Raw genomic sequence first — 21489 nt, 5'->3', positions numbered from 1 at the left:
CGAGGCGGGCGGAACGCATGTGGTAAGATGATCCGGAAGGAGGTTTGTGTCTTGATCCTGGGCGCGCACCTCACCATCACGGCCGGACTGGCCGCCGCCATGGACCTGTGCGTCGAACTCGGTGGGAACACGTTCCAGTTCTTCACCCGCAATCCCCGCGGGGGCAAGCAGCGCGACATGACCGACGGCGAGATCCAGGAGGGCAACGAGCGCCGCGCCGCCCTGGGGGTGCAGGCCCTCGTCGGGCACTTCCCGTACACCGTGAACCTCGCCTCGCCCAAGCCGGACGCGTACCGCTTCGCCCGGGACGTGCTGTACCAGGACCTCCGCTGGGGCGACCGGATCGGCGCGGACGTGCTGGTGGTCCACCCCGGCAGCCACGTGGGCGAAGGGGTCGACGCAGGGATCGAGCGCATCGCGGGGGCGGTCCGCCACGCCCTCGACGGGTACGCCGGGCGCACCCGGCTCCTCCTGGAGACGATGTCCGGCCAGGGAAGCGAGGTGGGCTACGAACCCGGTCACCTGCGCCGGATCCTCGAGGCCGCCGACTGGCACCCGGCCCTGGGCGTGTGCCTGGATTCGTGCCACCTCTTCGCCGCCGGCTTCGACCTGCGCACCCCCGAGGGGGTGGCGGGGATGGTGGAGACCTTTGACCGGGTGATCGGCCTGGACCGCATCGGCTGCCTGCACCTCAACGACTCCAAGACGCCGCTCGGCTCGCACCGGGACCGGCACGAGCTGATCGGCCGGGGGCACCTGGGCCGGGCCGGCATCCGTGCCATCCTGGAGAACCCCTTCATCCGTACCCTGCCGGTCGTCCTGGAAACGCCTGTGGACGACATCCGCGAGTACGCGGACGAGATCCGGGCCGTGCGGGAGATCCTGGCGGAGCGCGACTGACCTGCCGCGCCGGAGCCCGCCGGGGTGGCTCCGGCTCGCATAGGCCGCCCCGACCCGGCGTAGCCCTCTGGCGGGGGTGACGCCGTGGCGGGAGGCCTGAGCGAGCTGTGGCGAGGGGGCCTGGCCGATGCGGCGGCGCACTGGGGGCCCATCGGCGTGGCCATCCTCATGTTCCTGGACGGGGCGTGCGTCCCCGTCCCCAGCGAGCCCATCCTCGCTTTCGCCGGCTTCCTGGCGGCCCGGCGGGGGGGAGGGCTGCCGGCGCTCGTGCTCATGGCGAACCTGGCCTTCCTTGCCGGTTCCGCCGCCGCGTACGCGGCCGCGCGCGCCGGCGGCCGGGCCCTGGTGCGTCGCTGGGGTCCGGCCATTCGCCTCCGGGCGGACGCGCTCGAGCAGCTGGAGCGCTGGTTCGAGCGGTGGGGCGCGCTGGCAGTGTTCGGCGCGCGCTTCTTCCCGGGCGCGCGCACGCTGGTCTCCATCCCGGCCGGCATCGCCCGGATGCCGCCCGCCCGCTTCCTCTGGCTCACGTTTCTGGGCTCGCTGCCGTGGTCCTACGGCTTCGCCTACGCCGGGTATGCCCTGGGGGAGCGCTGGGGCGACATCCGGCTGCCCCTCACGTGGATCGCGGGCGCCGGGTTCGCCGCCCTGGTCCTGCTGGCGCTGCGGGGCCTCGGGCGCCCCCGGCTGGGTCGCTGAGGGCGGAGGCGCCGTCAGACCACGCCCTGCTCCCGCAGGGACTTGCCGGTGCGGAAGCGCTCGATCGAGAGGGAGCGCACGTCCAGGAACGGCTCCTCGCCGGCGATCATCTCCGCGATCACCCGGCCCACGCCCGGCCCGTGCTGGAAGCCGTGGCCGCTGAACCCCGCCGCCACGTACAGCCCCTCGACCTCCGGCACGGGGCCCACGATGGCGTTGTGGTCCGGCGTCACCTCGTAGTAGCCCGCCCACCCACGGGCCACGCGGGCCTCGGCGAGGGCCGGGATGCGCGCGGCGATCGTGGCGGCGGCGCGCACGAGGAAGGCGTCGTCCACCACGAGGGGCCGGCCCGGCGGCTCCTCGGGGTCGCTCATGCCGAAGAGGACCCGGTCGCCTTCCCGGCGGGCGTACGACGAGGTGGCGAAGTCGATCGTGAGCGGGATCTCACGCGGGAGCCCGGCGAACGCGTCCGTGACGAAGACCTGGCGCCGGTAGGGCTCGACCGGCACGTCGACGCCCGCCATCCGGCCGACCGCACCGGCGTCCGGCCCGGCGGCGTTCACGACGACCGGCGCCTCCACCGGCCCCGCCGGCGTGTCGACCCCCCGGACCCGTCCTCCGGCCACCCGCACCCCGGTCACGGAGCGGCCGGTCGCCACCCGCACGCCCAGCTCCCGGGCCCGACGGCCGAAGGCCATCGCCACCGTGTAGGGGTCCGCGTGGCCGTCCTCCGGGCAGAAGGTGGCTCCCACGAGCCCCTCCGGGTTGACCCAGGGGAAGTCGCGGGCCACCTCGCCCGGCTCCAGCCAGTGCACCGGCACGCCCAGCCGCCGCTGCAGCTCCAGGTTCCGGCGGAACGCCGCCTCCTCTTCGGGGGTGCTGAGGAGGAACAGGTAGCCCACCTGGCGGAAGGCCGGGTCGACCCCGAACTCGTCGCGGAACCGCCGCAGCACCTCCAGCCCGTAACGGGAGAGCCGGATGTTGACCTCGGTCGAGAACTGCAGGCGGATGCCGCCGGCGCTGCGGGCCGTCGACCCCGTCACCAGCGCCGGCTCCCGCTCCAGGACGAGCACGTCGCGGATGCCCCGGGCGGCCAGGTAGTAGGCGGTCGCCAGGCCCACGATCCCCCCGCCCGCGATCACGACGTCCGCGGTCTCGGCCACCGGCATCAGCCCCTCAGGATGTTGCGGAGCACGAACGCCACGTTGGCCGGGCGCTCGGCCAGCCGCCGCACGAAGTACGGGTACCACTGGGTGCCGTAGGGCACGTAGACCCGGACCCGGTAGCCCTCCCGGACCAGCTGCTCCTGGAGGTCGCCCCGGATCCCGTAGAGCATCTGGAACTCGAAGCGGTCCCGGCCGAGGCCGAGGCGGCGCGCCTCCTCCTTGACGAAGGCGATCGCCCGCTCGTCGTGGGTGGCGAATCCCGTGTAGAGCCCGCTCCGCAGGCGCCGGGCGGCGAGCTTGAGGTAGTTGGCGTCAACTTGCGCCTTGTCGGGGAACGCCCGGTCGGGGGGCTCCTTGTAAGCACCCTTGCAGAGGCGCACGTTGGCCCCCAGCGCGGCCAGGTCCTCCAGGTCCTTCTCGCTCCGGTACAGGTAGGCCTGGATGACCACGCCGACGTTGTCCAGCCCCTCCGCCCGCAGGGTGCGGTAGATCCGGAGGGTGGCGTCGGTCCACGGTGTGTCCTCCATGTCGATCCGGACGAAGTTCCCCAGGCGGGCGGCCTCCTGCACGAGGCGCCGGGCGCCGGCCAGGGCCAGGTCGGCGTCGATGGCCAGGCCCATGGCCGTGAGCTTGATGGAGACGTTGGAGTCGACCCCGGCCCGGTGGATGTCGCCGAGAAGCTCCACGTACTCCCGCACCGTCGCCTCGGCCTCCTCCGGGCGGGTCACGCTCTCGCCGAGGTAATCGAGGGTGGCGGCGATGCCCTTCTCGTTCAGGCGCCTCACCGCGGCGATGGCGTCCGCGCGCTCGGCCCCGGCGATGAACCGGAGCGCACCCAGCTTCATGCCGTAGCGCTGGGCAGCTCCGGCCACGGTCGGGTTGAGGAAGAGGGAGAGGATGGCACGGCGGGCGAGGAGTGTGGCGTCCATAGCCGAAGCCCCCTTGGAGAGGATGACGTGGGTGCGGCGGCAGGGCGGCCGGCCGGGACCCGCTCAGCTCGTCAGGGCAGAGCGGCCGCTCAGGTAGGCGGCCTTCACCCGATCCCCTGCCATCAGCTCGGCGGCGGAGCCCGACGCGAGGATCGTCCCGGTGGTGAGGACGTAACCCCGCTGCGCCAGACGCAGCGCCGCCCGGGCGTTCTGCTCCACCAGGAGGATGGTGACGCCCTGCCGGGCGATCTCGGCGATGGTGCGGAAGATCGACTGGACGAGGAGAGGCGCGAGCCCCAGGGAAGGCTCGTCGAGGAGCAGGAGGCGGGGCCGGGCCATGAGGGCGCGGCCGATGGCCAGCATCTGCTGCTCGCCGCCGGAGAGCGTCCCGGCCATCTGGCGGCGGCGCTCCCGGAGGCGGGGGAACAGGTCGTAGACCCAGGCCCGGGTCTCCTCGACCTCCGGCGTGGCGCCGCGGACATACGCGCCCAGCGTGAGGTTCTCTTCCACCGTGAGCGTGCCGAACACCCGCCGGCCCTCGGGGGCGTGTGCGACGCCCAGTGCGACGATCTCGTGGGCGGGCAGGTGCGTGATCACCCGGTCGCCCAGCCGGATCTCGCCCTGCCGGGGCCGGACGAGGCCGGAGATGGTGCGCAGGAGGGTCGTCTTCCCGGCGCCGTTGGCGCCCAGCAGGGCCACGACCTCGCCCTCGGCGACCTCCAGGCTCACGCCCTTGAGTGCGTGGACGCTTCCGTAGTACACGTGCAGGTCGGTGACGGTGAGGAGCCGCGTCATCCCGCCACCTCCTCCGCCTGGTCGCGACCCAGGTACGCCTCGATCACGACCGGGTCGGACTGGACCTGGGCGGGGGTCCCCTCGGCGATCTTCTGCCCGTTGTCCAGCACCACGATGCGGTCGCACAGGCCCATCACCAGGCTCATGTCGTGCTCGATCACCAGCACGGTGATGCCGTCCCGGCGGATGCCCCGGATGATCTCGGCCAGCTCGGCCGTCTCCTCCTCGTTGAGCCCGCCGGCCGGCTCGTCGAGGATGAGGAGTCGCGGCTCGGAGGCCAGCGCCCGGGCCAGTTCCAGCCGCTTCTGGTCGCCGTAGGGGAGCGACCGGGCGGGGAGGTCCCGCCGCTCCCAGAGCCCCAGCCGCTCCAGGCTGCGGCGCGCGGTCGCGGCCATCCGTTCCTCCTCGGCCCGCTGCGCCGGCGTCCGAAGGACCGAGGCCAGGACCCCGGCCCGGCCCCGGCTGTGCTGGCCGGCCAGCGCGTTCTCCAGGACCGTGAGGCCCCAGAACAGCCGGTTGTTCTGGAACGTGCGGGCGATCCCGCGGGCGGCGACGGCGTGCGGCTTCCAGCCGGTGATGTCGGTCCCGTCCAGGCGGATGTGGCCGCTGTCGGGGCGGAGGATGCCGGTGATGAGGTTGAACACGGTGGTCTTCCCGGCGCCGTTGGGCCCGATGAGCCCCAGGATCTCGCCCTCGTTCACCGTGAAGGAGACGTCCTGGACCGCCACGAGGCCGCCGAACCGCCGCGTCACCCGCTCCAGCTCAAGCAGCGGCACGGCGGGCACCTCCCTTCGCGGGCCGCCCCGGGGCTGCGGAAGGACGTGCCGGCCACAGGCCCGCCGGGCGGAAGACCATCATCGCCACCATGGCGGCGCCGAAGACGAGCATTCGCCAGTTCGAGAAGTCCCGGAAGAGCTCGGGCAGCACCACCATGCCGAGGGCGCCGACGAACACGCCCGGGATGGAGCCGGCGCCACCCAGGATCACGATGCTGAACATCAGGACCGATTCCCAGGTGCTGAAGCTCTCCGGGGCGATCACCGTCATCTTCCCGGCGTAGAGCGTCCCGACCGCGCCCGCCAGCGCGGCGGACAGGCTGAAGGCCAGGGTCTTGTACGCCGCGACGTCGACGCCGGCCGCGGCAGCGGCCACCTCGTCCTCCCGGATGAGCATCCAGGCCCGCCCCACCCGGGAGTTCTCCAGCCGGTGCAGGAGCCCGATCACCACGGCCACGACCGCCCAGACGAGGTAGTAATAGCGGAGCGAGGTTCCGAAGACGAAACCGAGGACGGACGGCCGGTCGATGCCGAAGATGCCGTTCGGCCCGCCGGTGAGCCCGAAGACGTCGTTGTTGATGGCGATGAGCGTGATCTCGCCCAGCCCGATGGTGACGAGGGCCAGGTAGTCGCCGCGCAGGTGCAGGATGGGACGGCCCACGGCGTAGGCCACGGCGCCGGCCGCCACGGCGGCCACGGGCAGGGTGAGGAGGACGGGCACGCCCAGGCGGGTGTTGAGGATGGCGGTGACGTAGGCGCCGATGCCGTAGAAGGCCGCCTGGCCGAGGTTGAACAGGCCCGTGTAACCCACCACCACGTTGAGGGCGAGGCCGAGAAGGACGTACAGCCCGTAGAAGGTGAGCACGTCGAGCCAGTAGTTCGTCAGCGCCAGAGGCAGGAGCGCCGCCGCCAGGGCGAGGCCCCCGAGGGCCAGCCGGCGGGCGCCCGGACTTGCGAGCATGGCCTCACCCCCTGTCACACCTTCTCCGCCACGCGCTCGCCCAGGAGGCCGGTCGGCCGCAGGATGAGGATCCCGATGAGGATGAAGAAGGCCAGGGCATCCTTCCAGGCGGCAGACACGTATCCTGCACCGAGGGTCTCCAGGATGCCGAGGAGGAGCCCGCCCACCATCGCCCCGGGGATGTTGCCGATGCCTCCCAGGATGGCGGCCGTGAAGGCCTTCATGCCGTAGGTCCAGCCCATGGTGAAGTTGATCTGGCGGTAGAAGAGGCCGACCAGGATCCCGGCCACGGCCCCGAGCAGCGGCCCGAGGAAGAAGATGAGCCGGATGATGGCGTCCACGTCGATGCCCATGAGCCGGGCCGTGTCCTGGTCGATCGCGGCCGCCCGGGTCGCCATCCCGAGGCGGGTCCGCATGACGAAGAAGTACAGGCCCGCCATCAGGGCGAGCGAGGTGGCCAGGATGGCCGCGCGCATGAGCGTGATCTCGACGCCGAACACCTGCCACGCCCGGTCGGAGACGAGGCCCTCCGGGTACACCTGGTAGTTGGGTCCGTAGAGGAGCATCACGGCGTTCTGGAGGAAGATCGACACGCCCAGGGCGGACACCACGGTGGCCAGGCGGCTCGACCGGCGCAGGGGGCGGTAGGCCACCCGCTCCACGAGCAGCCCGACCACGGCGACGACGAGCGACGCGCCGAGCGTGAAGAGGATGAGACCGGTCGCCGTGCGGGCGACCTCCGTCCAGGTGACGGCGGCGGTGAAGCCCAGGTACGCCCCCAGCATGAACAGCTCGCCATGCGCGAAGTTGACGATCTTGAGCACGCCGAAGACCATCGTGTAGCCCAGCGCCACCAGGGCGTAGACCGACCCGATGGTGAGCCCGTTGACGATCTGCTGCAGGAATGCCTGCACGCGCACCCCTCCCGGGGCCGGCCCCGGGCCCGTCGCTGCCGGGCCCGGGGCTCATGCCGGGGATGACGTCACTTCTTGAAGGGGACGAGGGTTCCGTTGTCGTCGAAGGTGTAGGCGCGGTGGATGGTGCCGGTGCGGTCGCCCTTCTCGTTGAAGTTGATCGGTCCGGTCAGGCCCGGGAAGTCCTTCAGCTGGGTGTGCAGGTACTCGGCCAGCGCCTTGCCGTCCGTCTTGCCGGTCTTCGTGATGGCCTCGACGATCACCCGGAAGGCGTCGGCGGCCGAGACGATCCACACGCTGCCCGGCTCCTCGCCGTACTTCTGCTTGTAGCTGTCGATGAACTTCTTGGCGTCGGGGTTCTGGGCGGCGAGGTCGACCGGCATGGGCTCGGAGACGATGATCGCCTGCTTGGCCAGGTCCTTGCCGGCGATCTTGAAGAACTCGGGGTTGTTGTTCGCGTTGCCGGCCGCGAAGGTGGCCTCGATCCCCAGGTCACGGGCCTGCTTCAGCAGGAGCCCGCCCTCGGAGAAGTAGCCGGTGAAGAAGATGGCGTCGGGCTGGGTGCCCTTCAGCTTGGTGAGGAGCGGGCTGAAGTCCTTCTCCTTGGGGTTCAGGGCGTCGAAGAACACGACCTGCGCGCCGTTCTCCTCGACGTACTTCTTCGTCCACTCGGCCAGGCCCTTGGCGTACGTGGAGTTGTCGTGCACCAGGGCGATCTTCTGCTTCCCCAGTTCCTTCACCAGGAAGTTCGCCGCGAAGCGACCCTGAGCGTCGTCGATGAAGGCGGTGCGGAAGAACGTCTTGATGCCCTTCTCGCTGAGCTTGGTGGCGGTGGAGGAGGGAGTGATGTGAAGGATGCCGGCGTCGGCGTAGATCTGCTGGGCGGGCTCGGTGGCGCTGGAGGAGTAGCTGCCGACGACGGCGACGACCTTCTGGCTGACGAGCTTCTGTGCGGCCAGCGCGGCCTCCTTCGGGTCGCCCTTGTCGTCCTCCTTGAGGATCTCGATCTTCTTTCCGTTCACGCCGCCGGCCTGGTTGATCTCGTCGGCCAGCATGGTGATGGCCCGCACGAACCCCGTACCTTCGTACGCATAGTTCCCGGTGAGCGGCCCCTGGACCCCGATGCGGATGGTCCCGGCGGCCTCCCCGCCGCCCGATCCGCCGCCCTGGGCCTGGCTCCCGGACGGCTGCCCGCCGGATCCACCCCCGCCGCCGCAGCCCGCTGCCAGGGCGACGGCCGCGGCCAGTCCCAGGGCTGTGACGACGCGACGTACCTTGGACACCTGCGATGACCCCCTTTTATGTTTGGCGGAGCTCAGAGCTCCGGCCGTTCCCGCGGCTGTGTTCTCTCAGAACTTCTCGGACACGCTCTTCGCCTGCGTGAAGAGAAGGAGGTAGTCCCGTCCGCCGGCCTTCGAATCGGTGCCGGACATCTTGAAGCCGCCGAAGGGGTGCACTCCGACGAGGGCGCCCGTGCACTTGCGGTTGAAGTACAGGTTGCCGACGTGGAACTCCCGCCGGGCGTACTCCAGGTTGGCCCGGTTGCGGCTGTACACGGACCCGGTGAGGCCGTACTGCGTGTCGTTGGCGATGGCGACGGCCTCCTCGAAACTGCCGGCCTTGAAGAACGCCAGCACCGGGCCGAAGATCTCCTCCTGGGCGATCCGGGCGTGCGGGTCCACGTCCGCGAAGATCGTCGGCGAGACGAAGTAGCCGTCGCCGAGCCCTTCCGGCGCCCCGCCGCCGGTCACCAGGCGGCCCTCGCCCCGGCCGATCTGGATGTACTCCAGAACCCGCCGGTACGCCGCCTCGGAGCCGACCGGTCCCATCTGGACCTCCGGCCGCCGCGGGTCGCCGAGGCGCAGGGCCTGGGCCGCCTTCGTCACCTTCTCCAGGACCTCGTCGTAGCGGTCCTCGAGGACGATCGCCCGTGAGCACGCCGAGCACTTCTGGCCCCCGAAGCCGAAGGCGGAGGTGACGATGCCCAGCACGGCCTCGTCCACGTCCACCTCCGAGTCCACGATGATGGCGTCCTTGCCGCCCATCTCGGCCACGACCCGACGGAGGAACCGCTGCCCCGGCTGCACCCGGGCCGCCTGCTCGTGGATCTTCGCGCCCACCGCCGCCGACCCGGTGAAGCTGACGAAGTGAATCCGGGGGTCGGTGGTGAGCATCTCGCCGATCTCCGCCGGATCGCCGGGGACGTAGTTGGCCACCCCGGGCGGCAGCCCTGCCTCTTCGAGGATCTCGAAGAACTTCGCGGCGATGACCGGCGTGTGGACCGAGGGCTTGACCAGCACGGTGTTCCCGGCCACGATGGCCGCGGAGGTCATCCCCGTGAGGATCGCCAGCGGGAAGTTGAAGGGCGAGTGGATCACGCCCACACCGAGGGGCAGGTAGTAGACCTCGTTGTCCTCGCCCATCAGGCGGGTCAGGGGCTGCGCCTGGGCCAGCCGGGCCATCTCGCGCCCGTAGAACTCGAGGAAGTCGATGGCCTCCGCCGTGTCCGCATCTGCCTCCGGCCAGGTCTTGCCGACCTCCACGGTCATGGTGGCGCTCAGCTCGTGCTTGCGGCGCCGCATGATGGCCGCCGCCTTCCACAGGATCCGGGCCCGCGCCAGGGGATCCGTGCGGCTCCACGTCTCGAAGGCCTTGCGGGCCGCCTCCAGCGCGCGGTCGACCTCGGCCGGACCGGCCTTGCCGGTGGTGCCGACGACCTCGGAGGGCGCCGCCGGGTTGCGCGAGACGATCTTCTCCGCGGTGGTCACGCGTTCGCCGCCGATGATGAGGGGGTAGTCCCGGCCGAACTGCGACTCGACCTTCCGGATCGCCGCCTCGTACGCCCGGCGGTTCTCCTCGCGGCCGAAGTCGGTGGCCGGTTCGTTCCGGAACTCTGCAACCGCCACGTGCCACACCTCCCGGAACCGTTCCGGGGCACACCGGCCGCGTGGGCGGCCGCCCCGGTCTCTCGGCAGGTCCCCCGGACCGGATGTGGGGGCCACGACACAGTGTAGCAAGGATCGTGCCAGTCATGCGGCGTGGACGTGGCTCGCTCTGTACTGGGCTCCACGACCCGGCGCGGCTGGCTCGAAATGTATCAAGGAATAGACACCGGCCGTGTCGAATTCCCTGGACGTATAGATCGTTAGACACCCCGCGGGGAGGTCGCCGGCATGACGTATCTCCGCCCTGACCCCGCCACGATTCCCGTACGCCGGGTGGTCTCCGTCGACGCCCATGCTCCCGTCCGGGCCATCCGGGAGAGCGATGCGCCCGTGGTGGTGCTCCTGCGTGACGGGCTCCCGTCCGGCGCCGCGCGGAGGGTCGCCCTCCTGCCCCTGCTCGGTGGGCGCGACGAACGGGCCGCGGCCGACCTGCCCTGGCGCCCGGTGACGGTCCGCCGCGGCCTCAGCCTGGACGACCTCACCGACCCGTCGCTCTACGAGGGCTTCTCCGTACTGGTGGGGGAGGACGGGCAGGTGCGCGGGGCGGTCGACCCTGCCGACCTCGGCGTCTGGGTGGCCCGAAACCTGGCCCTGCTGGAGGCCCGGTTCCGCTCGGTGCTCACGCTGAGCGAGCACGCGATCTCGATCATCGACGGCGAGGGCAACGTGGTCGCCTGGAACGAGACCGCCGAGCGCCTCTACGGGATCTCCCCCCAGGCGATCCTGGGCCGCCCCCTGGCCTCCTTCTTCCGGCCGGAGGACCTCTGGAGCCTCAAGGCGATCCGGCACGGGACCTCGGTGCGGCAGGGCTACCACCTGCCCCGGCCGGACGTGCACGTGATCATCAACGCGGCGCCCGTCGAGCTGGACGGGCAGGTGGTCGGCGCGGTCTCGGTCGAGCAGGACGTGACGCGGCTCGTCCGCATGAACGAGCAGCTCCAGGCGGCCCGGACGGAGGTCCAGGCGCTGCAGTCCCGGGTCGAGCAGTTCCGCCAGGCAGGGGCCGGGGACCCCTTCCGGGCGGTCACCGGGCGGGCCGAGGGAGTCCGCCGGGCGGTGGAGCTGGCGCGCCGGGCGGCCGGCACGTCGGCGACGGTCCTCATCCGCGGCGAGAGCGGGGTAGGCAAGGACTTGCTCGCGCAGGCCATCCACAGCGCCTCCGACCGCTCCCGGGGGCCCTTCATCGCCATCAACTGCGGGGCGATCCCCCCCTCGCTCTTCGAGAGCGAGCTGTTCGGGTACGAGCCCGGCGCCTTCACCGGCGCGGAACGCAAGGGCAAGCCGGGCAAGCTGGAGCTGGCGCACGGCGGCACGCTCTTCCTGGACGAGGTGGCCGACCTGCCGCTGGAGATCCAGGTGAAGCTCCTCCGGGTGCTGCAGGACCGGACCTTCTACCGGGTCGGGGGCACCCGCCCCCAGACGGTGGACATCCGGGTGATCGCCGCGACCAACCGGGACATCGAGGAGATGGTCCGCCGCGGCGCCTTCCGGGCGGACCTGTACTACCGGCTGAACGTGATCTGCATCGAGCTGCCCCCGCTGCGGGAGCGGCCGGACGACCTGCCCGACCTCATCCACCAGTTCCTGCAGGAGTTCAGCCTCAAGTACGACCGGCGGATCCTGGGCGTGCAGCCGGAGGTCATGGAGGCGCTCTTCCGGTACCACTGGCCCGGCAACATCCGGGAGCTGCGCAACGTGATCGAGCGGCTGGTGGTGCTGGCGGACGACGGCATCATCCGCGTCGCCCAGCTCCCCGAGCACCTGCTGCCGTCCCCCTCCGCCGACGCGAGCCCCCGGGCGCCCGCACCGCGCATCGTGCCGCCGGTGCGCGCCGTCGCCGATCCGGCCGCGCCGGTGCCGCCCGCCCCCGCGGCGAGGTCCGCTACCGTGGAGAGGCCCGCTGCCCCGGCGCCGCATGCCGCTTTGTCCGGGCGCGCGGCTGCCGCGGCCGTCCTGCCCCTCGGCAGCGCCGCGGAGGCGGCCGAGCGACAGGCGATCGAGGCGGCGCTGGCGGCGACCGGCGGGAACCGGGCCCGGGCCGCGCGCCTCCTCGGCGTCTCCCGGGCCACACTGTACAACAAGCTGCGCCGCCTCGGACTGGCGGGTGGTACAATCGAAACCGGGAGGTGAAAGAACTTGCGGGAGGAAAGGGCCCGGATCCCCCCGGGGCAGGTCGTGACCCGCAAGTGGCCGGTGCTCCACCACGGTGACGTGCCCCGGGTGGACCTCGCCACCTGGACCTTCCGGGTGTGGGGCCTCGTGGAGGAACCCCGCACGTGGACCTGGGAAGAGTTCCAGGCCCTCCCCAGGGAGCGGGTCCGGGTCGACATCCACTGCGTCACCCGCTGGAGCCGGCTGGACACCGAGTTCGAGGGGGTTCCCGCCCGGGTGCTGCTGGACGCCGCCGGTGCTCTTCCGGAGGCCCGGCACGTCCTGGTGCACGCCGAGGCCGGCTTCACCACGAACCTGCCTCTCGAGGACCTCCTGCGGGAGAACGTCCTGCTGGCCGACCGTGCCGACGGCGAGCCCCTCACCCCCGAGCACGGCTGGCCCCTGCGCCTTGTCGTCCCCCACCTGTACTTCTGGAAGAGCGCGAAGTGGGTACGGGGCTTCGAGCTCCTGCACGAGGAGCGCCTCGGGTTCTGGGAGCGGAACGGGTATCACCGCCGGGGCGACCCGTGGAAGCAGGAGAGGTACTGGGATGACTGAGTTCAGGCGCCGAACGGAAGGCCCGCCGGGGTTCCCAACGCGCCGGGCGCGCCCGGCTGGCCCTGCAGTGCGGACAGGAGAAACTGCTGCAGGAGGAACCACTGGAGGAGCGGCGAAAGGAAGGGCACCTGCAGGGGAGAGATGCCGAACGGCGAGGCGAAGGCGCTGGTGACGTTGACGGCGGTGACGCCTTCGATCTCCCCCCGGCTGACCCCGCACAGCGTCACGAACTGGCCTACCAGGGCCTCCAGGTTCACGATGGTGCTCTCCAGGCTCGCGATGACCTGCCCGCCCAGCCCGACGAGCAGGTGGGTGCCGGCGAACGGGATGCCGATGGCCGGGCGCCGGGTCACGAACCCCGTCAGGCACGTGAACTGGCCCGCCGGGATCACGACCCGGGCGGTCGGGCTCACGGAGACCGGCTGCAGGGTGGGGGCGGACGAGGGAAATGCGCTGGCCGGCACGGAAGGCCCCTCCTTCGACTCCGCGCGGTGTTCTTCCTCAGCGTATGCACGGCCATCCGCCGCTACCCGGTTCAGCCGTTGGTGATCCGTCGCCCCGTCACAGGAGCCGGGCACGTTCAGGGGCCGGAAGGTACCGGCACCCCGAGTGGCGTACTGGAACGAGAAGCGGCCGCCAAGGCGCGCACCGCCCTCACCACAGACCGAATACGTCAGGGGTGTACGCCAGGTTGAACTCGCTGAACGCCGCCAGCACGGAGGGAACCGGCTTCGAGCGCTCGCCGTTCTGGCATCTCCTCGGAATGCGCGTCCTGACCGAGCGTCCCGGCTACGCGGAGGTCGAGCTCCCCGTCCGGCCTGAGCTCCTGCAGGTCCAGGGCGTCGTCCACGGCGGGGTGATCAGCGCTCTGGCCGACTCGGCCGCCGCGGCGGCCTTTCGGCTGATCGCGCCGGACGAGCCGATCAGCACGATCGAGTTGACGGTCACGTACATCGCCCCGGTGAAGGAGGGACGCCTGGTCGCCCGGGCGGAGATCCTGAGCGCCCGCCGGCGCATCTTCGTGGCGGACGTCCGGATCACGGACGGGGACGGGAGCCTGATCGCCGTGGCGCGGGCAGTCTACCGGCGGTTTTCCCCGGCCCGACCGGCGACCATGGCCGGACCGGCTCGGAGCGCGGACGGCCCGGCGTGACCCGGCCCGTGACCCGGTTGAATTCGCCGCCGGAACGTGATAAAATGCACCTCGCCGGCCGGGGACCGGCCGCATGCGAGGGTAGCTCAGCTGGTCAGAGCACGCGCCTGATAAGCGCGAGGTCGGTGGTTCGAGTCCACTCCCTCGCACCAGGGATGCGGGACGAACGAAGGGTGCGGCTGTGCCGCACCCTTCTTGGTTCCACGGAGGTGGAGGGCTCGAGGTGGCAGAGACGCTCCTGGTGTATCACCGCACCGAAGCCGACGAGATCGTCCGTCTCCTGCGCGAAGGCGGTTACCCCGGGCCGATCCTGCGGGCGACGGCCCCCGAGGAGGCCACGGCGCTCAGCCCCGAAGCCGAGATCCTCCTGGCCGGGCGCTTTCCAGCCGAGGCCATGGAGCGCGCCCGCCGCCTGCGCTGGATCCAGAGCCTGTGGGCGGGCGTGGAGCAGTGGATGAGCCTGCCCATCCCTGACGGCGTGGTGCTGACCCGGATGGTGGGTCCCTTCGGCCCCCTGATCGCCCAGTACGTCTTCGCCCACCTGCTGGCCCATGCCTACCACATCGATCTCTTCCGCCAGCAGCAGGCGCGCCGCGAGTGGAAGCAGCACCGCCCGGAGCGCCTCATGGGGCGGGTTCTCGGCGTGGCCGGGCTCGGGGCGATCGGCACCGAGATCGCCCGGCTCGGCCAGGCGCTGGGCATGCGGATCCGGGGGCTCAACCGGAGCGGGGCGCCGCATCCGCTCGCGGAGCGGGTCTTCCCGGTGCGGGACGTGCGGGAGTTCGTCCGGGAGGTCGACTACCTCGTACTGGTCCTCCCGAACACCCCGGAGACCTACCACCTGTTCGACCGATCTGTGCTGGAGAACCTGAAGCCGGGCGCCGTGCTGGTGAACGTCGGCCGGGGCGCCACGGTCGACGAGGCTGCCCTGGCCGACGTGATCCGGTCCGGGCGGATCCGGCTGGCCGTCCTCGACGTCTTCGAGACCGAGCCGTTGCCGCCGGAGAGCCCGCTCTGGGACCTGCCCGGGGTCGTGATCACGCCGCACTGCTCCGGCCCCACCGTTCCTGCCGATGCCGTCCCTGTCTTCCTCGAGAACTACCGCCGCTGGGTGAGCGGTGAGCCGCTCCTGGGTGTGGTCGACCGGCAGCGGGGCTACTGAAGGCAAGGGCCCGTCCGGGCGTGCCCGGACGGGCCCTCGTCGTACCGGCGGCGCCTAGCCGGCCGCCACCGGGGTCTCCTCCTCGGCGGCGCGGAGGAGGGTGCGGGCCATGTGCTCGGCGAGGTCGGCCACCCGGCAGGAGTAGCCCCACTCGTTGTCGTACCACGCCACGACCTTGACCAGGTTGTCGCGGCCGACCAGGGTGGAAAGGCCGTCGACGATGCCCGAGCGGGAGTCGCCGACGTAGTCCGAGGAAACCAGGGGCTCCTCGCTGTACCCGAGGATCCCCTTGAGTTCCCCCTCGGCCGCCTCGCGCAGGACGCGGTTCACGGACTCGACCGTCACCGGCTCGCGGAAGCGGGCCGTCAGGTCCACGACGGAGACGTCCGGGGTCGGCACCCGCAGGGCGTAGCCCGTGAGCCGCCCGGCGACCTCGGGCACGACGAGGCCCACCGCCTTCGCCGCGCCGGTCGTGGTCGGGATGATGTTGAAGCCGGCGCCGCGGGCGCGCCGCAGGTCCTTGTGCGGGTTGTCGAGCAGGTTCTGATCGCTCGTGTAGGAATGGACGGTCGTCATGAGACCGGTTTCGAGGTGGAACGCCTCGTGCAGGACCTTCACGATGGGCGCCAGACAGGTGGTGGTGCACGAGGCGGCGCTGATCAGCCGGTGGCGTTCGGGGTCGAAGGTGTGGTGATTCACCCCGTAGACGATGGTGGCGTCGACGTGACCCTTGGCCGGCGCGGTCACGATGACCCGGCCGGCGCCGGCGTCCAGGTGCGCCTGTGCCCCCTCGCCGCCGCGGAACTTGCCCGTCGCCTCGATGACCAGGTCGACCCCGATCTCCGCCCACGGCAGGCGGGCCGGGTCGCGTTCGTGGGTGAGGCGGATCTCCTGCCCGTCCACCCACAGGGCGTCCTCTCCGGCCTCCACCGTGCGGTCGAGTACCCCGTGGAGGCTGTCGCGCCGGAGCAGGTGGGCCAGGATCTGGCTGTCGTACGAGGCGTTGACGGCGACGACCTGGAGGAGCGGGCTCTGGAGTAGCCTGCGGCAAACCATCCGGCCGATCCGGCCGAACCCGTTGATGGCGACGCGCAGCACGGCTCCGTGCACCCCCGCGTCTCGTCTTCCTACCAGGACCATACCATGGCCGCCATCGATCGGAGTAATCGATTTTTTCGTCGTGATGTATCGATCGCTTCAATACCCTGGCGTGCCTTCCGCCCCCGTCGGCACCGGGCTGCATGCCGATTCCTGCACAAGTCCGCGCACTTACGCAAGAAGTTGCACATACCGGCCGGGAAGGGCGTCCGGAGAAGGCGAGCAGGCACTCCGGCGGGTGGCATGGAATTTGCGTGCTAGTGCGGGCGAGGCAGCCGAAGCCGTTCTTGTGACCTCCGCGCACAGCGGCTCGGAAGGAACGGTTCCGGAAGGGGGCGAAAGACGGAGCAGCCCCATACGAAGAGAGGAGACCTGACAGCATGCCCGAGTTCGACCTCGTCATCCTCGGTGGCGGCACAGGCGGTTACGTGGCGGCCATCCGCGCCGGCCAGCTGGGCATGAAGGTGGCCGTGGTGGAGCGCGACCGGGTGGGCGGAACGTGCCTGCACCGGGGCTGCATCCCCACCAAGGCGTTCCTGCGCAGCGCGGAGGTGTACCACGACCTCACCCACGCGGCCGAGTACGGCCTCCGGGCCGGCGAGGTGGGCGTGAACTGGGCACAGGTCCTGGCCCGCAAGGACAAGGTCGTCACGAACCTCTGGAAGGGCGTCCAGGGCCTCCTGCGCAAGAACGGCGTGACCGTGATCGAGGGCACGGGCACGCTCATGGCCCCGTCCATCTTCACCCCCAACGGCTGGGTTTCCGTCGAGACCGCCGGAGGCGGGCAGGAGAAGCTCGAGGCGCAGCACATCCTCATCGCCACGGGGAGCCGGCCCCGGACGCTGGGGATCCCCGTCGACGGGGAGCACGTCTTCACCTCGGACGAGGCCGTGAACTGGGACCGCCTGCCGGACAGCGTCGTGATCCTGGGCGGGGGAGCCATCGGCATGGAGTGGGCCTCCCTGTACGCCGACCTGGGCGTGCGGGTCACGGTGCTCGAGATGCTGCCCCGCATCCTGCCGCTGGAGGACGAGGAGGTCTCGGCGGAGGCGGAGAAGCTGCTGCGCCGGCGCAAGATCGAGATCGTCACGGGGGCGAAGGTCGACCCGCAGAGTGTCCGCGTCGAGGGCGGGCGCGTCACCCTGCGGTACGAGGCCGGCGGGGAGGCGCGGCAGGCGGAGGCCGGGATGCTCCTGGTGTCGGTCGGGCGGGCGCCGAACAGCGAAGGGATCGGCCTGGAGAACTTCGAGCGCATCCGGCTCGACCGGGGTTACATCGTGGTGGACGAGTACGGCCGCACGGGCCAGCCGGGCATCTATGCGATCGGCGACGTCGTCGGGGGCGGCCTGGCGCACGTGGCGGCGCACCAGGGGATCGTCGCCGTGGAGCACATGGCGGGCCTGGAGCCGCACCCGGTCGACCTCAAGAAGGTCCCCCGGTGCACGTACACCCGGCCGGAGGTGGCCTCGGTGGGCCTCACGGAAGCGGAGGCCCGGGCGGCCGGGCACGAGGTGAAGGTCGGGAAGTTCCCCTTCCGGGGGATCGGCAAGGCGCTGGTGTTCGGCGACGTGGACGGCTTCGCGAAGCTGGTGGCCGACGCGAAGACCGGCGAGCTGCTGGGGGCGCACCTGATCGGCCCGCACGTGACGGACCTCATCAGCGAGGCCGGCCTCGCCCTGCTGCTGAACGCCACCGCCTGGGAGGTGTCGGTGGCGGTCCACCCGCACCCGACGCTCTCGGAGATCTTCGGCGAGGCGGCACTGGCGACCGAAGGCAGGGCGATCCATATCTAGGAAGCCGGACAGCGGAAGAAGGGGTGGTGGCGGTGGCGACCCGGACCGGAAGCCGCCACGGGGAGCTGGGGCTGACGGACGAGCGGATGCTGGAGATGTACTACTACATGCTCCTCACCCGCCGTCTGGACGAGCGCCTGTGGCTCCTGCAGCGCAGCGGCAAGATCCCCTTCGTCATCTCCGCGCAGGGGCAGGAGGGCGCCCAGGTGGGTGCGGCCTTCGCCCTGGAGAAGGGGGTCGACTGGGTGGTGCCCTACTACCGGGACCTCGGCACGGTCCTGGTGATGGGGATGACCCCCCGGGAGGTGTTCCTGCACGCCTTCGCCCGGGAGGGCGACCCGTCCTCCGGCGGCCGCCAGATGGCGCATCACTGGAGCCACCGGCGGTGGAACATCGTGAGCGGGTCGTCGCCCGTGGCCACGCAGGTGCCGCATGCGGTGGGGATCGCCCTCGGCGCCCGGATGCAGGGCAAGAACATCGTGGTCCTGACCGCGCTGGGCGAGGGGTCCTCGAACCAGGGCGACTTCCACGAAGCCCTGAACTTCGCGGGCGTGCACAAGCTGCCCGTGATCGTTCACGTGCAGAACAACGAGTACGCGATCTCGGTACCCCTGAGGAAACAGCTGGCGTGCCAGAACGTGGCCGACCGGGCCGCCGGCTACGGCATGCCCGGGGTGGTCGTCGACGGCACCGACGTCCTTGAAGTGTACCGGGTGTTCCGCGAGGCCGTGGCCCGGGCCCGGCGGGGCGAGGGGCCCACGCTCATCGAGTCGAAGAACGTGCGCCTCACCGCCCACTCGTCCGACGACGACGACAAGACCTACCGCCCGCGGGAGGAGCTCGAGGCGGCCCGCCGCCGCGACCCCCTGGCGACCACCCGCCAGTACCTGTACGAGGCGGGCCTCCTGGACGAGGCGCGGGAGAAGGAACTGGAGGACCGGGTCCGCCGGGAGATCGACGAGGCCGCCGCCTGGGCGGAGGCCCAGCCGCATCCGAGCGTGGAGAGCATGTTCCGGCACGTGTACAAGGAGGCCTGAGCGCCATGCCGGTCATGCAGTTCATCGAGGCCGTGCGGGAGACCCTGCGGGACGAGATGCGCCGGGACGAGCGGGTCTTCGTCATGGGCGAGGACGTCGGCCGCCGGGGCGGGGTCTTCCGTGCCACCCAGGGCCTGATCGACGAGTTCGGCGAGGAGCGGGTGATCGACACCCCGCTCACCGAGTCGGCGATCGTCGGGGTCGGGATCGGCGCCGCCCTGACCGGCATGCGGCCGGTGTGCGAGATCCAGTTCGCCGACTTCATCTGGCCCGCGATGAACCAGATCATCTCCGAGGCCGCCCGGATGCGGTACCGGTCGAACGGCGACTGGTTCGTGCCGATGGTCATCCGGGCCCCCTTCGGCGGCGGTGTCCACGGCGGGCTGTACCACAGCCAGAGCGTGGAGGCGCACTTCGCCCACTCGCCGGGGCTCAAGATCGTGGTGCCCAGCACCCCTTACGACGTCCGGGGGCTCCTGCGCTCGGCCATCCGGGACGACGACCCCGTGCTGTTCTTCGAGCACAAGGGGCTCTACCGGGCCGCCCGCGGCGAGGTGCCCGAGGGCGATTACACGATCCCCATCGGCAAGGCCGACGTGAAGCGCGACGGCACCGACATCACCGTCTTCTCCTACGGCAAGACGCTGCACTTCTGCCTGGAGGCGGCCGAGCAGGTCGCGCACGAGGGGATCAGCGCCATGGTCGTCGACCTCCGGTCGCTCCGGCCGCTCGACGAGGAGACGATCCTCCGCGCCGCCGCCCGGACCGGCAAGGTGCTCATCGTTCACGAGGACAACGCCTTCATGGGCATCGGCGCGGAGGTGGCGGCCCTGATCGCCGAGCGGGTGCTCTTCGAACTCGACGCGCCGGTCATGCGCCTGTGCGGCCCGGAGATCCCCGCCATGCCCTACTCGGCGCCCCTGGAGAAGGCGTACATGCTCAGCCCGGAGAAGGTCGCGGCCAAGATGCGGGAACTCGCTGCGTTCTGACGCCTTCCGCCGGGCCTCGCCGGCCCGGCGCGCCCACACCTGGAACGGGGGGTCACGCCTTGCCGTTCGACATCACGATGCCCAAGCTGGGCGAGAGCGTCACCGAAGGCACCATCACCCGGTGGCTCGTGGCGCCCGGCGACCGGGTGGAGAAGTACCAGCCCATCGCCGAGGTCATCACCGACAAGGTGAACGCCGAGATCCCGTCCCCGGAGGCCGGCGTCATCCTCTCCCTGGAGGTGGCGGAGGGCACCACGGTGCCGGTCGGCGCCCTCATTGCCCGGATGGAGGTCCCGGAGGGGGCCGCCGCCGGGGCCCCTGCGCCGGCCGCGGCCGCCCCGGCGGAGCCGCGCCCGGTGGCTACACCCGCCTCGCCCGTTCCCGCCGCGGCAGGGGGGTCCGCCGCGCCGGCCGGCCCTGCCGTGCCCCGGGCGGCCGCTCTCGCCGTGGCGCCGGAGCGGCCGGCGGCGGGGAGCAACGGAAGTGGGGCGCCGGTCCGCTATTCCCCCGCCGTCACGCGGCTCGCCCAGGAGCACGGGATCGACCTGAGCCTCATCCGGGGCACCGGCCTGGGCGGACGGGTCACGCGCAAGGACGTGGAGCGCTACCTGGCGGCGCGCGCCGCCGGCGCCGTGGCCGTCCCGCCGGCGCCTTCCCGGACCGGCGCCGCACCGGCGCCGGCGGCCGTGCCGGTGCCGGCCGCCGCGCTCGCGCAGGCCGCCGCGCCGGCGGGCGCAGTCCTGCCCGCCGCCCGCGCCGGGGACAGGGCGATCCCGGTCACCCCGGTGCGGCGGCGCATCGCCGAGCGAATGGTGCAGGCCCGCCACGAGCAGCCCCACGCCTGGACCATGGTCCGCGCCGACGTCACCGGGCTGGTCCAGCTGCGAAACGCCGTCCGGGAGGCGTTCCGGGCCCGGGAGGGGATCGACCTCACCTTCATGCCGTTCTTCATCCGGGCCGTCGTGGAGTCGCTCCGGGAGTACCCGATGCTCAACTCGACGTGGGCGGGGGACCAGATCATCGTCCACGGCGACATCCACATCTCGGTCGCCGTCGCCACCGAGGACGCGCTCGTCGTGCCGGTCATCCACCACGCCGACCGGCTGAGCCTCGCCGGGCTGGCCCACGCCGTGCACGACCTGGCGGAGCGGGCCCGGGCCGGGAAGCTCACGCTCGAGGACGTGCAGGGCGGCACCTTCACGGTGAACAACACGGGGGCCTTCGGGTCCGTCGCCTCGGCGCCGATCCTCAACTACCCCCAGGCGGCCATCCTCACGCTGGAGGCCATCACGAAGGAGCCGGTGGTGCTCGAGAACGACGCCATCGCCATCCGGCACATGGTGAACCTCTGCTGCAGCATGGATCACCGGGTCCTCGACGGGCTCGCCGTCGGCCGGTTCCTGCAGGCGGTGAAGCGCCGGCTGGAGGCGTACCGGCCGGGGATGGAAGTGGTGTAGTCGCATGGG

Annotated in this window: 20 protein-coding genes and 1 tRNA gene; 11 read left to right on the top strand and 10 right to left on the bottom strand. The window is 71.5% G+C overall.

The annotated features are described in order from the left end of the window. Positions 1 to 51: 51 nt before the first annotated feature. Positions 52 to 900: a deoxyribonuclease IV gene (locus caldi_RS10005; RefSeq protein WP_264841624.1), complete on the top strand. Its 849-nt coding sequence runs from the start codon at positions 52 to 54 to the stop codon at positions 898 to 900. A gap of 84 nt (positions 901 to 984) precedes the next feature. Beyond that, the gene (locus caldi_RS10000) at positions 985 to 1596 is read left to right on the top strand and encodes a DedA family protein (protein ID WP_264841623.1); all 612 of its coding nucleotides are present in this window, start codon (positions 985 to 987) and stop codon (positions 1594 to 1596) included. A 14-nt stretch (positions 1597 to 1610) separates the two neighbouring features. Here the strand turns inward: caldi_RS10000 and caldi_RS09995 are convergent, their stop codons facing one another. From caldi_RS09995 to pruA, 8 genes are all read right to left on the bottom strand, one after another. Beyond that, positions 1611 to 2759, bottom strand: a complete 1149-nt coding sequence (locus caldi_RS09995; RefSeq protein ID WP_264841622.1) for an NAD(P)/FAD-dependent oxidoreductase — start codon at positions 2757 to 2759, stop codon at positions 1611 to 1613. A gap of 5 nt (positions 2760 to 2764) precedes the next feature. Continuing rightward, a complete protein-coding gene (locus tag caldi_RS09990) occupies positions 2765 to 3691 on the bottom strand; it encodes a proline dehydrogenase family protein (protein ID WP_264841621.1) in 927 nt (308 codons plus the stop codon). Positions 3692 to 3754: 63 nt separating this feature from the next. Then, a complete protein-coding gene (locus caldi_RS09985) occupies positions 3755 to 4486 on the bottom strand; it encodes an ABC transporter ATP-binding protein (protein WP_264841620.1) in 732 nt (243 codons plus the stop codon). Further along, positions 4483 to 5262: an ABC transporter ATP-binding protein gene (locus tag caldi_RS09980; protein WP_264841619.1), complete on the bottom strand. Its 780-nt coding sequence runs from the start codon at positions 5260 to 5262 to the stop codon at positions 4483 to 4485. Before caldi_RS09980 ends, caldi_RS09985 begins: the two co-directional genes overlap by 4 nt. Continuing rightward, positions 5249 to 6223, bottom strand: a complete 975-nt coding sequence (locus caldi_RS09975; RefSeq protein WP_264841618.1) for a branched-chain amino acid ABC transporter permease — start codon at positions 6221 to 6223, stop codon at positions 5249 to 5251. The genes caldi_RS09980 and caldi_RS09975 overlap by 14 nt, the downstream gene beginning before the upstream one ends. Before the next feature lie 14 nt (positions 6224 to 6237). Then, entirely contained in the window at positions 6238 to 7137 is a 900-nt protein-coding gene (locus caldi_RS09970; RefSeq protein WP_264841617.1) for a branched-chain amino acid ABC transporter permease, read from the bottom strand. Positions 7138 to 7205: 68 nt separating this feature from the next. Continuing rightward, entirely contained in the window at positions 7206 to 8420 is a 1215-nt protein-coding gene (locus caldi_RS09965) for a branched-chain amino acid ABC transporter substrate-binding protein (protein ID WP_264841616.1), read from the bottom strand. Positions 8421 to 8486: 66 nt separating this feature from the next. After that, positions 8487 to 10043 carry an L-glutamate gamma-semialdehyde dehydrogenase gene (gene pruA / locus caldi_RS09960; RefSeq protein WP_264841615.1) on the bottom strand — a complete coding sequence of 519 codons (1557 nt, stop codon included), beginning with the start codon at positions 10041 to 10043 and terminating at the stop codon, positions 8487 to 8489. Between the two features lie 267 nt (positions 10044 to 10310). Between pruA and caldi_RS09955 the strand changes: the two genes are divergently transcribed. Both caldi_RS09955 and caldi_RS09950 read left to right on the top strand, forming a co-directional pair. Continuing rightward, a complete protein-coding gene (locus tag caldi_RS09955) occupies positions 10311 to 12212 on the top strand; it encodes a sigma-54 interaction domain-containing protein (protein ID WP_264841614.1) in 1902 nt (633 codons plus the stop codon). 6 nt (positions 12213 to 12218) lie between these two features. Next, positions 12219 to 12791: a sulfite oxidase-like oxidoreductase gene (locus caldi_RS09950; RefSeq protein ID WP_264841613.1), complete on the top strand. Its 573-nt coding sequence runs from the start codon at positions 12219 to 12221 to the stop codon at positions 12789 to 12791. Positions 12792 to 12793: 2 nt separating this feature from the next. On the opposite strand, the gene caldi_RS09945 is transcribed toward caldi_RS09950, so the two are convergent. Continuing rightward, positions 12794 to 13255 (bottom strand): hypothetical protein, encoded by a 462-nt coding sequence (locus tag caldi_RS09945; RefSeq protein WP_264841612.1) that lies wholly within the window; start codon positions 13253 to 13255, stop codon positions 12794 to 12796. Between the two features lie 227 nt (positions 13256 to 13482). Here caldi_RS09945 and caldi_RS09940 point away from each other — a divergent pair, with 227 nt between their 5' ends. From caldi_RS09940 to caldi_RS09930, 3 genes are all read left to right on the top strand, one after another. Further along, positions 13483 to 13944 carry a PaaI family thioesterase gene (locus tag caldi_RS09940; RefSeq protein ID WP_264841611.1) on the top strand — a complete coding sequence of 154 codons (462 nt, stop codon included), beginning with the start codon at positions 13483 to 13485 and terminating at the stop codon, positions 13942 to 13944. A gap of 75 nt (positions 13945 to 14019) precedes the next feature. Further along, positions 14020 to 14096 (top strand) — tRNA-Ile (locus tag caldi_RS09935). 71 nt (positions 14097 to 14167) lie between these two features. Continuing rightward, positions 14168 to 15106 carry a D-2-hydroxyacid dehydrogenase gene (locus caldi_RS09930; RefSeq protein ID WP_264841610.1) on the top strand — a complete coding sequence of 313 codons (939 nt, stop codon included), beginning with the start codon at positions 14168 to 14170 and terminating at the stop codon, positions 15104 to 15106. 54 nt (positions 15107 to 15160) lie between these two features. Here caldi_RS09930 and gap read toward each other — a convergent pair whose 3' ends face one another. Next, positions 15161 to 16216 carry a type I glyceraldehyde-3-phosphate dehydrogenase gene (gene gap, locus caldi_RS09925; RefSeq protein ID WP_264841609.1) on the bottom strand — a complete coding sequence of 352 codons (1056 nt, stop codon included), beginning with the start codon at positions 16214 to 16216 and terminating at the stop codon, positions 15161 to 15163. A 368-nt stretch (positions 16217 to 16584) separates the two neighbouring features. Between gap and lpdA the strand changes: the two genes are divergently transcribed. Genes lpdA through caldi_RS09905 form a run of 4 tightly spaced genes read left to right on the top strand, consistent with a single transcriptional unit; the run spans position 16585 to position 21480 of the window. Next, positions 16585 to 17997: a dihydrolipoyl dehydrogenase gene (lpdA, locus tag caldi_RS09920; RefSeq protein WP_264841608.1), complete on the top strand. Its 1413-nt coding sequence runs from the start codon at positions 16585 to 16587 to the stop codon at positions 17995 to 17997. 32 nt (positions 17998 to 18029) lie between these two features. Further along, positions 18030 to 19034 (top strand): thiamine pyrophosphate-dependent dehydrogenase E1 component subunit alpha, encoded by a 1005-nt coding sequence (locus caldi_RS09915; protein WP_319951746.1) that lies wholly within the window; start codon positions 18030 to 18032, stop codon positions 19032 to 19034. Between the two features lie 5 nt (positions 19035 to 19039). Further along, the gene (locus caldi_RS09910) at positions 19040 to 20023 is read left to right on the top strand and encodes an alpha-ketoacid dehydrogenase subunit beta (protein ID WP_264841607.1); all 984 of its coding nucleotides are present in this window, start codon (positions 19040 to 19042) and stop codon (positions 20021 to 20023) included. A gap of 59 nt (positions 20024 to 20082) precedes the next feature. Continuing rightward, a complete protein-coding gene (locus caldi_RS09905; RefSeq protein ID WP_264841606.1) occupies positions 20083 to 21480 on the top strand; it encodes a dihydrolipoamide acetyltransferase family protein in 1398 nt (465 codons plus the stop codon). The last annotated feature ends 9 nt before the right edge of the window (positions 21481 to 21489 follow it).

The organism is Caldinitratiruptor microaerophilus (assembly GCF_025999835.1).
Classification (GTDB): domain Bacteria; phylum Bacillota; class Sulfobacillia; order Symbiobacteriales; family ZC4RG38; genus Caldinitratiruptor; species Caldinitratiruptor microaerophilus.
This window is presented reverse-complemented; position numbering and strand designations above follow the sequence as displayed.